Source organism: Burkholderia sp. AW49-1 (assembly GCF_053427845.1).
In genome coordinates this window covers 34,686-47,510 of record NZ_JBSAXF010000016.1, presented here as the reverse complement: position 1 = coordinate 47,510, position 12,825 = coordinate 34,686, and the positions used below count along the sequence as shown (strand labels likewise).

The following is a 12,825-nucleotide window of genomic DNA, read 5'->3' as shown; positions in this document are numbered from 1 at the left end:
TGAGCGCCGGACAGGCGCCACGGCGCTTGCCCGGAGCCCTTGACGAATGTGGGGCTCGAGCTAAGCAGGAGACGAGGCTTGGTGAGGCGGCGGATTTCGTCAGAAGGATGGCGGCGAAATCCGTACGCTTCCCTGCGCTGGCATTATCCAGATCAGGTTCAAAGGGTATTTCTCACCCGCAATGCCGGTTGTTTGACCGAACGCATTGCAGGACCCCCGCGTTAGCAGCGCACACAATACACTGGCTTCGCGGCGGTTTCAACCGGTGGCGGACCGGTGGTCGCGGTGCAGTTGCAGCAATGCGGGCGGTGCGCCCGCCACGCAAGCCGCGATGCATGACACCGCCGCACGGCCCTGCGGCCTGGCTGACAGTGACGGCGCGGCGCAGCATTGCAGCGGTTTCGGCGGTCCCTGAAAAAAAAATCTCGAAACGACTGTCATATCCCGCGACGTCCTCCGTCTATTCGGCTCCTCAAACCCATGTTTCGGAGAGATGTCATGAAAAAAGTACTGATCGCAGCCTGTGTCGCCGGTTTCGCCATGGCCGCAACGGGCGCGTATGCGCAGAACGACGCGATGTCGAAGGAGGGCACGTCGATGTCGAAGGATGCGATGGGCCACGACGCGATGGCGAAGGACGGCGCGATGAAGAAGGGCGCCATGAAGAAGCACGCGATGAAGAAGGACGCGATGTCGCACGACGCGATGGGCAAGTCGATGTCGGGCGACAAGATGGCGCCGTCGAACTGACCGACGCGGGCGGGGCGCGGCCGGCGCATGCGGTACACGAGGCCGCCCGCGCATCGCGCACCGCCGCTACGTTCCGGGAGTCTTCATCATGCAAACCGTTCCCGCTGCCGGGCGCACGGCTGCCACGCCGCCCGCGCGCAAGATTCATCCGTTGTGGGTACGCGTGAGCCACTGGCTCAACGCGCTCGCGGCGATCCTGATGGCACTGTCCGGCTGGCGCATCTACGATGCGTCGCCGATCTATCCGCCGTTCACGTTCACGCACGGCATCACGCTCGGCGGCTGGCTGGGCGGCGCGCTCCAATGGCATTTCGCGGCGATGTGGCTGCTGGTCGGCAACGGGCTGTTCTACCTCGCGATGTCGATCGCGACGGGCCGCCTCGCGCAAAAGATGCTGCCGGTCACGCCGGCGTCGATATGGCGCGACGTGCGCGCGGCGCTGGGCGGCCGGTTGTCGCACGACGACCTGAGCGTCTACAACGCGGTGCAGCGTGCCGCGTACCTGACGGCGATCGTCGATCTGATCGTGCTGGTGCTGTCGGGGCTCACGATCTGGAAGTCCGTGCAGTTTCCGCTGCTGCGCGCGCTGTTCGGCGGTTACGACGATGCGCGCGTCGTGCACTTCTGGGCGATGTCGCTGCTCGTCGCGTTTTTCGTCGTACACGTCGCGATGGCGCTGCTGGTGCCGCGCTCGCTGCTCGCGATGCTGCGCGGCCGCTGACCCGCACGCCGCGAGCGAAGGAACTCATCATGTCGGAATCCGGAAACAATCGCGGGCGGCCGGGCTGGACGCTCGACCGCAAGTCGCTCGAGCTCGACGTGCGCCGCGAACTCGAAATGCCGTCGCGGCGCCTCTTCAACCGGCGCGTGCTGACGCTCGGCGGCCTGACGATGCTGACCGGCTGCACGCTGCAGGACGACGCATCGGTCAACGCGTTCCTCGAGAAGGTGTCGCGCATGAACGATCGCGTGCAGGCCTGGCTGTTCAGCGGCGAGCGGCTTGCGCCGACCTATACCGAGGCCGACATCACGCGGCCGTTCCCGTTCAACGCGTATTACGGCATCGACGAGGTGCCGCACGTCGACGCAGCGACCTACCGGCTCGTGCTGTCGGGCCGCGTGACGGGCAAGCGCGTGTGGACGCTCGACGAGCTGTATGCGCTGCCGCACGCGGAGCAGATCACGCGGCACATCTGCGTGGAAGGGTGGAGCGCGATCGGCCGCTGGGGCGGCACGCCGTTCGGCGCGTTTCTGGCACGCGTCGGCGCCGATACGCACGCGAAATACGTCGGTTTCAAGTGCGCGGACGATTACTACGAAAGCATCGACATGCCGACCGCGCTGCATCCGCAGACGCTGCTCGCATTCGACTACGACGGCCGTCGCCTGCCGCCCGAATTCGGCTTTCCGATGAAGCTGCGGATGCCGACCAAGCTCGGCTACAAGAATCCGAAGCACATCATGGAAATCTTCGTGACCGATACCTACCCGGGCGGCTACTGGGTCGATCAGGGCTACAACTGGTTCGGCGGATCGTGAGCGGCGGGGCGCGGCCGCGCCCGCCGTGCTTCACGGGTGCGTCACGCGGATTCGCGCACTTGCAGATCGACGCGCAGGCCGACCGCCGCCGCCATGTTCACGAGCGCGTCGAGCCCGAACAGGTTGATCTTGCCGCGCAGCAGATCGGACACGCGCGGCTGCGTGACGCCAAGCTGTTTCGCGGCCTGGGCCTGGCTGAGTTCGAGCTGCGCGATGCGCTGCTTGAGCGCGATCATCAGCTCGGAGCGCAGCTTCATGTTCTCGGCCTCGGCCGGCTGGCTCTCGATGGCGTCCCAGACATTCGTATAGCGTTCGTTGCTCATCGTTTCCTCTCGATCGTCAATGCGCGATAGCGCCGGGCGGCCAGTTCGACGTCGGCCTTGCAGGTGCGTGCCGATTGCTTGCGGAAGCAGTGCAGCACGTAGATCGCGTCCGCGAAGGTCGCGACATAGATGATCCGGAATGCGCCGCTCGCATCGCGCAGGCGGATTTCCCGCACGCCGACACCGATGGTGCGCATCGGCTTCCAGTCGTCGGGCGTCAGGCCGCGCTGCACCTGGTCGATCTGGTGGCCGGCTTCGCGGCGCGCCGCCAGCGGAAAGCCGCGAAGCGCATCCAGCGCGCTGCCGACGAAGACGACCGGCTTTGTCGGAAGGATGGTGGAATTATACAAAATTTTGTATGGATGGTGTGCGGATTGAACGGACAAAATGTCGGCGCCCGGATCGGCAGGCTGACCGTCACGATAAGCGCGAAGCAACACCCGCGACGCATGACTGGCCGTCAGGCAGATGGATCGATCGCGATGGGCGGGGAAGGGCGTCGGGCGATGTCCGCGACGCCCGTGCAGCGCGTTTCCGGCCCCGGATTCGGTTCGTCCGGATGCCGAAAAATGTCGCGCCGAAACGTCAGTCGACATCCTTTCAGACAGGTCCGATGATGCTTTCGAATCCGTGATGCCATAATGCCGAGCGTGCGCGACTGAAGCGGTCTGCGCACGTTTTCCTGACCCTCTGCCGCCGCTTGCCGGTTCTTATTCGTCGCCGTTCGCACTGCCATGTCGTTCCGCACGTTCGTCTCCGCCTTCCTGGTCCCGTCAGGGCCGTTTGCCGGCATCGCCGGTGTCTTTCAGCGGAGCACGCAACACGTCGTGCGGGCGGGCTGAACGATGACACCGCTCGACCGCCTCTTCGATTTCCTCGCCCGCCTGCCGATCCGGATCCGCCTGCCGCAAAGCCGTGGCGGCCGTGTCGCACTGGCCCTGGTATTCATCTATTTCGTCTGGGGTTCGACCTACAGCGGCCTGCATTTCGCGCTGCAGTCGTTCCCCCCGCTGCTGTTGTCGGGGCTGCGCAACCTGCTCGGCGGGATCGGCCTGTTCATCTTCGCGCTGCGTCGCAAGCCCGAATGGCCGACGCTGCTGGAAATCCGCAACTCGGCGATCGTCGGCACGATGCTGGTCGCGCTGTCGTCCGGCACGATCGCGCTCGGGATGCGCACGGTCAGCAGCGGCTCGGCCGCGGTGATGGTCGCGACGGTGCCGCTGTTCGCGACCGTGATCGCGGCGGTCGCCGGGCGTCCGGTGACGAAGGGCGAGTGGGCGGCCGTCGCGCTCGGGATGGTCGGCATCGTCGTGCTGAATTCGGGCGGCGCGGGCGCCGCGAACTCGGCGCTCGGCACGATCTGCGTGCTTGCCGGCGCGTTGTTCTGGGCGGGGGGCGCGCATCTCGCGACGCGGCTCAAGCTGCCGTCGGACCTGTTCCTGTCGACGTCGCTGCAGATCGGCCTGGGCGGGTTGATGTCCACGATCGCCGCGTGGCTGATGGGCGAGCGCATCGAGCAGATCGCGGTCGGCCCGGTGTTCGCGTTCGTGTACCTGATGGTGTTCTGCACGATGGCCGCGTACGTCGCGTACGGCTACCTGATTCGCCATACGAGCCCGATCATCGCGAGCAGCTGCATGTACGTGAACCCGATCGTCGCGGTCGCGCTCGGCGCGCTGATGCTCGGCGAGCCCGTGACGACGGCGACCGTGATCGCGACGGTCGCGATCCTCGGCAGCGTCGGGCTGTCGTTCGTGTTCGACCCCGCGCGCCGGCCCGCGGCGCGCGCGGCGGCCGACGCTTCATCGGTCGCGGCAACCGCGGCCGCCGAACCGCCGGCGGAGGCGGGGACCGTGCCGGATCAGGCCGCGATGCCGGACCCGGCGCCGATTCTCGCGCCGTCCGCGGTACCGCTCGCGGTGCCGGCACCGGGCGCCGTCGTGGACCCGGCCGCGGTCATGGATCCCGCGCCGGCATTCACGGTTCCGCCGGCCGACGAACCGGCCGCGTCCCGCGCCGACGCGTGACGCCGGCGCGCGCGGCGGCGTTCAGCCGCGCCGTGCGCCGCGATGGTGGGACCAGCCGGCGAGCGCGGCAAACAGCAGGCCGGCCACGCACATGCCGGTCCAGCCGAACGCGCGCCACGCGGCGACGCCGGCCGACGAGCCGAGCGCACCGCCGATGAAGTAGCACACCATGTACACGGTGTTCACGCGGCTGCGCGCCTCGGGCTTCAGCGCATAGATGCGCGACTGGTTCGAGATCTGCGCGGCCTGCACGCCGACATCCAGCACGATTACACCGATCACGAGCCCGACGAGGTTCCTCCCCGACAGCGCGAAAATCACGAACGACGCCGCGAGCAATGCGATCGCGAGCGAGATGATCGCGCGCGGACCGCGCTTGTCCGCGAAACGGCCCGCGTATGGCGCGGCCAGCGCACCCGCCGCGCCGACGATCCCGAAGAGACCTGCGGCCTGCGGGCCGAGGTGGAACGGCGCGCCGGCGAGCAGCAGCGTGAGCACCGGCCAGAACGCGCTGAACGCGGCGAACAGCGCGGCGCCGGTCAGCGATGCCTCGCGCAGCCCGCGCAGTTCGACCGCGAGGTGCCACATCGAGCCGAGCAGCTTGCCGTACGACAACGTCGACGTCGGCGAACTGCGCGGCAGTCGCAGCACGATCACCGCGGCCAGCGCGACGAGTGCCGCGACCGATGCACCGAACACCGCCCGCCAGCCGAAATATTCGGCGACGAAGCCGGCTGCCGTGCGCGCCAGCAGGATGCCGAGCAGCAGGCCGCTCATCACGGTGCCGACCGCATGCCCCCGCTCGGCCGGCGGCGCGATTTCGGCCGCGAACGGCACGGCCTGCTGCGCGATCGTCGCGAGCACGCCGATCGCGAGGCTCGCGCCGGCGAGCACCGCCAGCGATGGCGCGATCGCGGCCACGATCAGCGCGATCGACAGGCCCGCGATCTGCATCAGGATCAACCCGCGGCGATCGAAACGGTCGCCGAGCGGCGCGAGCAGGAACATGCCGGCCGCATAGCCGAGCTGCGTCGCGGTCGGCACCGCGCCGATCCACGACGCGCCGTCGGGAAAGGCCGAGCGGAAGCTGTCGAGCAGCGGCTGGTTGTAATAGATGTTCGCGACCGACACGCCCGCGATCGTCGCGAGCAGCAACAGCAGGCTGCGCGAGTAGTGGGGCGAGGCGGCGTCGGTCGGACGGTCGGTGGAGGCGGCGGACATGGCGGCAACGGAACGGAGTTGGGCGGCGTGGGCGCGCGGCACGGCGCCGGCTGCGCAGGCGGCCGGGCGCCGATCGAGGGTGCCGATCATACCGGAGCACGGTGAATCCTGCCGGCCGTGCCGCCGGGAGACCGGGCGACGTGACAGGGGCGCAACTGATCGCTATCGGCCGCCACGGGCCGCGACCACCTGCGGCTGCCCGTCATTGCGAGCGACGCGCGCCTTCAGTCGACCAGTTCGCCGCTCGGCTCATAGAACGGGTAAGGCCCGTCGCCTTCGTCCACGTACACGTGATGGGACATCATTCCCGCTTCCGGCGTATAAGCGTGCACCGCGAATGCGGGCGGCTCGAGCCGGAACGCGGACGGCGCGTCCGCGCGCAGGTCGAACGCGACCTGGTGCGCGGGCGCCGGCACGGCCGACGCAAGCGTGCCGCCGAAGCGCGTGAACATCGTCCGGTGCACGTGGCCGCACAGCAAGCGTTCCACGTTCGGATGGCCGCGCAGCAGCGCATCGAGTTTCGCGGCGGCGGCGGGGGCGAGGCGCAGCGCGTCCATGTGTCCGATCCCGGAGGCGAATGGCGGATGGTGTAGCGCGACGATCACCGGCCGGTCGCGTGCGGCGTCGAGCTGCGCGGCGAGCCACGCGAGCCGCGTGTCGCACAGGTCGCCGGGGCTCGCGCCGGGCACCTGCGAATCGAGCGCGAGCACGCGCACGGCGCCGACGTCGAGCGCGTACTGCACGAATTCGCCGTCCTGCAATTCGGGACGATCCGCGAACGCGCGGCGCAACCCCGCGCGATCGTCGTGATTGCCGACCATCAGGTAATACGGAATCTCGAGCGGCGCGAGCAGGTCGCGCAGATGGCGGTATTCGTCGTCGTGACCGAAGTCGGTCAGGTCGCCCGTGACGAGCACCGCGTCGGGGCGCGGCACCAGCGCGTTCAGCTTCGCGATGCAGCGCGCGAGCGCGACGGCGGTGTCGACCCGCCGGTACGCGAGCTGGCCCGGACGCTTGATGTGGAGATCGCTGATCTGAGCAAGCAGCATCGTCGTTCCTCGGAATGTCTGGTTATCGTGGGGCGGAGTTACGCGGCGAGTGCGATCAGGCCTTCCGCCGCGATCGTGAGGCCGACCGCCGTGCCGCGCGCGAGCTCGATGCGGCCCGGCACGTCGATCACGAGTGCGTCGGGCGCCGCCTGCTCGATCGTGAGCCGCGTGCGCTCGCCGAGGAACGCGCACGCGCCGATCGCGCCGCGCAGCGGCGCATGCGCGGGATCGGCGAGCTGCGCATCCTCCGGGCGGAAGAACCACTCGTCGGCAGCGTGCGGCGTGACGATCGAGCCACCGGTCGTCACGAGCGCGCCGTCGCGCCATTGTCCCGCAAGCCGGTTCAGCGTGCCGATGAACTGCGCGACCGTGCGGTTGGCCGGCCGGTAATAGATGTCGCGCGGCGTGCCGATCTGCTCGATGCGGCCCGCGCCCATCACGACGATCCGGTCGCCGAGCTCCATCGCCTCGGCCTGGTCGTGCGTGACGTACACGGTCGTCACGCCGAGTTCGCGCAGCAGCGCGTTCATCTCGCGGCGCAGCACGTCGCGCAGCTTCGCGTCGAGCGCGGTCAGCGGCTCGTCGAGCAGCAGCACGCGCGGGCGTACCGCGAGCGCGCGCGCCAGCGCGACACGCTGGCGCTGGCCGCCCGACAGCTGATCGACCGGTTTGTCCGCATGCGCGTCGAGCCGCATCATCGCGAGCAATTCGTCGACGCGTTCGCGCAGTGCGCGCGGCTCCGTCTTGCGGATCTTCAGTCCGTAGCCGACGTTGCCGCGCACCGTCAGATTCGGGAACAGCGCGTAGTTCTGGAACACCATGCCGACCTGGCGGCGCTCGATCGGCAGCGCGGTCACGTCGTCGCCGCCGAACCGGATCGTGCCGCCGGCGTCCGGCGTGTCGAGGCCGGCGATCAGGCGCAGCGTCGTCGTCTTGCCGCAGCCCGACGGGCCGAGCAGCACGAGCGTCTCGCCCGCGCCGATCGAGAGATCGAGCGGTTCGAGCACGCGCGTGCCGCGGAACGTCTTCGCGCAGCGGGTCAGGGTGATGGGAGTGGAATCGAGTTTCATGGGAGCGGGAAAGTCAACGCAGGATCAGCGCGGGCGACGCTTCGGCGCGCGCGTGCCGGACGGATCGACGCCGAGCCACTGCATCGTGACGAGAAGCGGCAGCGTCATCAGCAGGAACACGATCGTGTACGCGCTGCCGACTTCGAGGCGCAGCGATGCATAGGTGTCGGCGAGCCCGACGGGCAGGGTTTTCGTATCGGGCGTATGCAGCATCCACGTCAGGTTGAATTCGCCGATCGACAGCGTGAGCACCGCGAGCGCGCCGGCGACGATGCCGGGACGCAGGTTCGGCAGCACGATCGTGACGAAGCGCGTGACGAACGACGCGCCGAGGCTCGCCGCGCCTTCCTCGATCGTGCGCAGGTCGGCGCCGGCGGCGACGGCCGCGACCGCGCGCACCATGAACGGCAGCGTGAACACGACGTGGCCGACGACGATGAACCACAGGCTCATCCGGAACGCGGTGAAGCCGCCGTACACGACCAGCAGCGCGAGCGCCGACGCGAGGCCCGGCAGCGCGACCGGCAGCACGAGCGCCTCCTCGATCACGCGGGCGACACGGTTCTTGCTGCGCGCGAGCGCGTAGCCGGCCGGCACGCCGACGACGAGCACGATCGCGAGCGTCGCGAACGCGACGCCGAGCGACAGCGCGACCGAGCCCTGGTATTGCTGCCACACCTGTTCGAGCCAGCGCAGCGTGAGGCCGCTCGACAGCCCGCGGAAATAGTTGACGGTGAGGCCCGCGAGCACCGACATCACGACGGGCACGATCAGGAACGCGCACAGCAGCAGCGTCACGCCCCATTGCAGCGCGGCGATCGCACGCGCGCCCGACACGCGCGGCGCACGGCGTGCGGCGCCGTTCGCATGCGACGGGGCGGGCGCCGGCGACGGCGCGGATGAACCGGAAAGCGATTGCATGAAGAAATCCTCAGGCCGCGGCGGCGGCGGTGTGGCCGGTGAATCGGCGCGCGAGCGCGAGCACGGCCCAGGTGACGATGCCGAGCACGATCGACAGGCCTGCCGCCGTCGCGATGTTCGCGTTCAGCGTGAACTCGGTGTAGATCGTCATCGGCAGCACGTTCAGGTCGGTGGCGAGCGTGAAGGCGGTGCCGAACGCACCCATCGCGGTCGCGAAGCAGATTGCGCCGGCCGCGATCAGGCCCGGCGCGAGCGCCGGCAGCACGATGTCGACGAAGATGCGCCACGGCGACGCGCCGAGCGAGCGCGCGGCTTCCTCGAGCGACGCGTCGAGCTTCGACGCGGCCGCGATCACCGTGACGATCACGCGCGGAATCGAGAAGTACAGGTAGCCGACGAACAGCCCGGCGACCGAATACGCGAACACCCACTTGTCGCCGGTCAGCTTCGCCGACAGCATCCCGATCAGCCCTTGCCGGCCGGCGAGCATGATCACCATGAAGCCGACCACGACGCCCGGGAATGCGAGCGGAAAGGTGAGCAGCGCGAGCAGCGCGCGCTTGCCGGCGAATTCGCGGCGCGCGAGCAGCAGGCCCGAGATCGTCGACAGCGCGAGCGTCGCGAGCGTGACGCCGGCCGACAACGCGACCGTTTCGCCGAGGCTCTTCATGTAACGCGCGTTGCCGAGCAGCGTCCCGTACTGCGTGAGGAAGGCGCCGTCGGCGGACACCCGCACGAGTGCCGCCATCGGCAGCAGCCAGAACGCGGCGAACACCGCGAGCGCCGGCGCGACGAGCGCGACGCGCCAGCGCAGCGGGAAAGTCAGGTCGAGCATGGCTTGAGTCCGGCGCTTACTGCATCACTTGCAGGTATTGTTGGCCGAACGCTTGCTGACCGGCCGCCATCTTGCCGAAGTCGACCGATTTCGCCCGTGCGTATTCGCTCGCCGGCAGGAACTTCGCGGCGACGTCGGCGCTGAGCGTCTGCGCGCGCACCGGACGCAGATATGCGTTGGCCCACAGCTTCTGGCCTTCGTCGGACAGCACGAAGTCGAGCACCTTCCTGCCGTTCGCGTCGTGCGGCGCGCCCTTGACGAGGCTCATCACGTACGGCACGGCGATCGTGCCTTCCTTCGGAATCACGAACTCGACGTTCGCGTGATCCTTGTACTTCGCGCGATACGCGTCGAAGTCGTAGTCGAGCAGGATCGGAATCTCGCCGGACAGCACGCGCGCATACGCGGTCTGCTTCGGCACGATCGGCGCGTTCGCCTTCAGCTTGCGGAACCAGTCGAGCGCCGGCTTGAAGTTGTCGAGGCTGCCGCCGAGCGCCTGGTTGACGGCGACCGCTCCCGCATAGCCGACGAACGCGCTCGACGGATCGAGGTAGCCGACCATGCCCTTGTATTCGGGCTTCAGCAGGTCGGCCCACGAACGCGGGACCGGCTTGCCGTCGAGCGCGTCCTTGTTCACGAAGAAGCCGAGCGTGCCCGAGTGGATCGCGAACCAGTAACCCTGCGGGTCCTTCAGGTTCGCGGGGATGTCGTTCCAGTGCGCGGGTTTGTACGGCGCGATCACGTCCTTGTCCTTCGCCTGGAATGCCGACGATACGCCGAGATAGACGACATCGGCGACCGGGCTCTTCTGCTCGGCGATCAGCTGCGCGATCGCCTGGCCCGAGTTCTTGTTGTCGAACGGCACGCGGATGCCGGTCTTCTGCTTGATCGCCGCGATCTGCGCGGCCCAGTCGGCCCATTCGGGCGGGCAGTTGTAGCAGATCGCGGTTTCGTCGGCGTGGGCAGCGGGTGCGAACGCGACGAGCGCGGCGCAGGCGATGGGTGCCGCGAGCACGCGCAGCAGCGAGGTCAGGCGAAAGGACACGGTGGGTCTCCGGGCGGGGTAAGGGTATGTCGCCGCGCCGCGCACGCTGGCGCGGCGCGCGCGTTCAGGCTTGGTGCAACTGAAGGTCGGCGGCCGGCGGCGCGACCGTCGCGCCGTCGCGCACCGTGTGCGGCAGGATCAGCGACGTGCGCTCGATCGTCGCGCCGCCGATGCATTCGACGAGGCGCTGCCATGCATGGCGGCCGATGTCCTGGTTCGGCGTCGCGACGCTCGCGAGCGGCGGCGCGAGCAGCTCGCCGATCGCGATGCCGTCGAAGCCGAGCACCGACAGATCGTCGGGAATCGAGAAGCCCGCGCGGCGCAGGCCGCGCATGACGACCATCGCGAGCAGGTCGTTGCTGCAGAAGAGGGCGGTCGGGCGCGTGGCCCGCGCGGTGAGGTGTGCGAGCACCGCGTCGGGCAACTCGGCCGCGTTGAAGTCGACTTCGACCGGCGGCAGCGTCGCGACGCCGGCTTCCTCGAGCGCCTGCGCGTAGCCGAGATGGCGCTGGCGTGCGCGATCCGACGCGGCGAGCGAGCCGGCCAGCATCAGCACGCGGCGATGGCCGCGCGCGGTCAGCAGACGGACGCCGTCATAGGCGGCGCGGCGGTTGTCGACCGACACCGACGGGCGGCGTTGCGTATCGTTGTGCATCAGCACGTAATGCGGGCCGTCGTGGTCGAGCATGTCGAGCAGCGGATGCGTGTCCGCATCGGCGACGGTCAGGATCAGCCCTTCGACGCGCTGCTCGCGCAGCGTCTCGATCGCATGGCGCTCGCGTGCCGCGTCGTATTCGGTCGTCATCAGAATCAGCTTGAAACCGGCCGCGGTCGCGAGTTCGTCGATGCCCTGCAGGCAGTCGGCGAATACCGGGTTCGACAGCGTCGGCACGACCACCCCGACGAGCCGCGTGCGCTCGCCGCGCAACTGCCGGCCGAGCGGGCTCGGGCGGAACTGCAGCGTGTCGATGGCGGTGCGGATCGTCGCCAGCGTGGCGGGGCTGACGGTGTGCGGCGCGTTGATCGCGCGCGAGACGGTGGCGATCGAGAAGCCGGCGAGCGCGGCGACGTCCTTGATGGTCGGGGTCATGAAGTTATGCGATGTAAACGTTTTCGGCGGGGAAATTATCGAAAACGTTTGTGACTTCGCGATGACGTACGAGCCGTTTGTTTCGCGAGAAGCACGATACAAACCTCAGACGTTTGGCGCCCGGCGAGCGGGGCGGATTCGATTGTATCGGCGGATGCTGCGGCGCGGGACGAAATCGATGAAGGTGTCGCGTCGATGTCGATGAAGGCACATGAATCGGGGCGCGGACGGTGCGGGCCGACATGCTGCGTCGCGCGGCAATGCGCGTGAATCAGCTAGCGCATGTGCAAGCAATGGTAGAATCGCGTCCGCCCTTTTGCCGGGGTGATGAAATTGGTAAACATAGCGGACTTAAACGATTGAGTGCCCGGCCGGAAACGGTCGGTGCAGAACCCTTCAAATTCGGCGAAACCCCTGATGCGCGCATCGAGGCAACGCCGAGCCAAGCCTCGCGGTACAGCTGAAGCGAGGAAGGTGTAGAGACTAGACGGGGGGCGCCTAAGGCGCACGGGCGGCGATCACGCCCGCGCGCGACGGCGAAGGCATAGTCCAGCGCACGAACGGCCTCGTTTCGACGCCGCCGGCTTTGAAAGAAGCAGTGTGACGAAAATCCGCCGCCTTGATTGGCTTGCCGGTTCAAGTCCGGTCCCCGGCACCAAATTCGCTTCGATGCGATTCGATGAAGTTCAGAAGACCCGCGAGAAACACGTTTCTCGCGGGTTTTTTGTTTCCAGGTCCTGATCCGGATGCGATTCACGTCCGAGGGCATGCGGGTGCATGTCGGCATAGGAGTAAGGGCCGTTACGCGTCGCACGTCGTCGGCCCCGACGACGTGGTCTTGACCGCCTTGCTATCCGGTTTCCGTACCGAAAAATAGCCTCCGTTCCGTAGAGCACCTTTCCGCTGCCGGTCACTAACAGCGGAAAAACGGCTCATTACACTGCGCCCGTCGCAT

At 68.2% G+C, this 12,825-nt stretch carries 13 protein-coding genes and 1 riboswitch; of the genes, 4 read left to right on the top strand and 9 right to left on the bottom strand.

The features are described from left to right. Positions 1 to 111: 111 nt before the first annotated feature. Positions 112 to 228: riboswitch (TPP riboswitch) on the bottom strand. Positions 229 to 498: 270 nt separating this feature from the next. From ACV22W_RS22605 to ACV22W_RS22595, 3 genes are all read left to right on the top strand, one after another. After that, positions 499 to 750 (top strand): pentapeptide MXKDX repeat protein, encoded by a 252-nt coding sequence (locus ACV22W_RS22605; RefSeq protein WP_448021860.1) that lies wholly within the window; start codon positions 499 to 501, stop codon positions 748 to 750. A gap of 88 nt (positions 751 to 838) precedes the next feature. After that, complete coding sequence (locus tag ACV22W_RS22600; RefSeq protein WP_448021859.1) at positions 839 to 1,471, top strand: cytochrome b/b6 domain-containing protein; 633 nt, start codon at positions 839 to 841, stop codon at positions 1,469 to 1,471. 29 nt (positions 1,472 to 1,500) lie between these two features. Beyond that, complete coding sequence (locus ACV22W_RS22595; RefSeq protein ID WP_448021857.1) at positions 1,501 to 2,289, top strand: molybdopterin-dependent oxidoreductase; 789 nt, start codon at positions 1,501 to 1,503, stop codon at positions 2,287 to 2,289. 41 nt (positions 2,290 to 2,330) lie between these two features. Here ACV22W_RS22595 and ACV22W_RS22590 read toward each other — a convergent pair whose 3' ends face one another. Both ACV22W_RS22590 and ACV22W_RS22585 read right to left on the bottom strand, forming a co-directional pair. Next, positions 2,331 to 2,612 carry a helix-turn-helix domain-containing protein gene (locus ACV22W_RS22590; RefSeq protein WP_448015598.1) on the bottom strand — a complete coding sequence of 94 codons (282 nt, stop codon included), beginning with the start codon at positions 2,610 to 2,612 and terminating at the stop codon, positions 2,331 to 2,333. Continuing rightward, positions 2,609 to 2,962, bottom strand: coding sequence for a type II toxin-antitoxin system RelE/ParE family toxin (locus ACV22W_RS22585; protein WP_448015597.1), 354 nt, complete (start codon positions 2,960 to 2,962; stop codon positions 2,609 to 2,611). The genes ACV22W_RS22590 and ACV22W_RS22585 overlap by 4 nt, the downstream gene beginning before the upstream one ends. A 495-nt stretch (positions 2,963 to 3,457) precedes the next feature. Here ACV22W_RS22585 and ACV22W_RS22580 point away from each other — a divergent pair, with 495 nt between their 5' ends. Next, entirely contained in the window at positions 3,458 to 4,639 is a 1,182-nt protein-coding gene (locus ACV22W_RS22580; RefSeq protein WP_448021855.1) for an EamA family transporter, read from the top strand. Positions 4,640 to 4,660: 21 nt separating this feature from the next. On the opposite strand, the gene ACV22W_RS22575 is transcribed toward ACV22W_RS22580, so the two are convergent. The 7 genes from ACV22W_RS22575 to ACV22W_RS22545 all read right to left on the bottom strand — a co-directional run bounded on the left by ACV22W_RS22575 (position 4,661) and on the right by ACV22W_RS22545 (position 11,870). After that, positions 4,661 to 5,860 (bottom strand): MFS transporter, encoded by a 1,200-nt coding sequence (locus ACV22W_RS22575; protein ID WP_448021854.1) that lies wholly within the window; start codon positions 5,858 to 5,860, stop codon positions 4,661 to 4,663. 224 nt (positions 5,861 to 6,084) lie between these two features. Further along, on the bottom strand, positions 6,085 to 6,909 hold the full coding sequence (locus tag ACV22W_RS22570) for a phosphodiesterase (protein WP_448021853.1): 825 nt from the start codon (positions 6,907 to 6,909) through the stop codon (positions 6,085 to 6,087). A gap of 38 nt (positions 6,910 to 6,947) precedes the next feature. Then, positions 6,948 to 7,979 carry an ABC transporter ATP-binding protein gene (locus tag ACV22W_RS22565; protein ID WP_059691138.1) on the bottom strand — a complete coding sequence of 344 codons (1,032 nt, stop codon included), beginning with the start codon at positions 7,977 to 7,979 and terminating at the stop codon, positions 6,948 to 6,950. A gap of 24 nt (positions 7,980 to 8,003) precedes the next feature. Then, on the bottom strand, positions 8,004 to 8,900 hold the full coding sequence (locus tag ACV22W_RS22560) for an ABC transporter permease (RefSeq protein ID WP_448021851.1): 897 nt from the start codon (positions 8,898 to 8,900) through the stop codon (positions 8,004 to 8,006). Positions 8,901 to 8,910: 10 nt separating this feature from the next. Beyond that, positions 8,911 to 9,735, bottom strand: a complete 825-nt coding sequence (locus ACV22W_RS22555) for an ABC transporter permease (protein WP_448021850.1) — start codon at positions 9,733 to 9,735, stop codon at positions 8,911 to 8,913. Positions 9,736 to 9,751: 16 nt separating this feature from the next. Beyond that, entirely contained in the window at positions 9,752 to 10,780 is a 1,029-nt protein-coding gene (locus ACV22W_RS22550; RefSeq protein WP_448021848.1) for an ABC transporter substrate-binding protein, read from the bottom strand. 64 nt (positions 10,781 to 10,844) lie between these two features. Beyond that, on the bottom strand, positions 10,845 to 11,870 hold the full coding sequence (locus ACV22W_RS22545; protein WP_448021847.1) for a LacI family DNA-binding transcriptional regulator: 1,026 nt from the start codon (positions 11,868 to 11,870) through the stop codon (positions 10,845 to 10,847). Positions 11,871 to 12,825: the final 955 nt, after the last annotated feature.

What these genes read in the sequence shown, in the direction of transcription:
- ACV22W_RS22575 (WP_448021854.1), bottom strand. Translation starts at nt 5,860, where the DNA reads ATGTCCGCCGCCTCCACCGACCGTCCGACCGACGCCGCCTCGCCCCAC.
- ACV22W_RS22590 (WP_448015598.1), bottom strand. Translation starts at nt 2,612, where the DNA reads ATGAGCAACGAACGCTATACGAATGTCTGGGACGCCATCGAGAGCCAG.
- ACV22W_RS22565 (WP_059691138.1), bottom strand. Translation starts at nt 7,979, where the DNA reads ATGAAACTCGATTCCACTCCCATCACCCTGACCCGCTGCGCGAAGACG.
- ACV22W_RS22605 (WP_448021860.1), top strand. Translation starts at nt 499, where the DNA reads ATGAAAAAAGTACTGATCGCAGCCTGTGTCGCCGGTTTCGCCATGGCC.
- ACV22W_RS22560 (WP_448021851.1), bottom strand. Translation starts at nt 8,900, where the DNA reads ATGCAATCGCTTTCCGGTTCATCCGCGCCGTCGCCGGCGCCCGCCCCG.
- ACV22W_RS22545 (WP_448021847.1), bottom strand. Translation starts at nt 11,870, where the DNA reads ATGACCCCGACCATCAAGGACGTCGCCGCGCTCGCCGGCTTCTCGATC.
- ACV22W_RS22580 (WP_448021855.1), top strand. Translation starts at nt 3,458, where the DNA reads ATGACACCGCTCGACCGCCTCTTCGATTTCCTCGCCCGCCTGCCGATC.
- ACV22W_RS22555 (WP_448021850.1), bottom strand. Translation starts at nt 9,735, where the DNA reads ATGCTCGACCTGACTTTCCCGCTGCGCTGGCGCGTCGCGCTCGTCGCG.
- ACV22W_RS22595 (WP_448021857.1), top strand. Translation starts at nt 1,501, where the DNA reads ATGTCGGAATCCGGAAACAATCGCGGGCGGCCGGGCTGGACGCTCGAC.
- ACV22W_RS22600 (WP_448021859.1), top strand. Translation starts at nt 839, where the DNA reads ATGCAAACCGTTCCCGCTGCCGGGCGCACGGCTGCCACGCCGCCCGCG.
- ACV22W_RS22570 (WP_448021853.1), bottom strand. Translation starts at nt 6,909, where the DNA reads ATGCTGCTTGCTCAGATCAGCGATCTCCACATCAAGCGTCCGGGCCAG.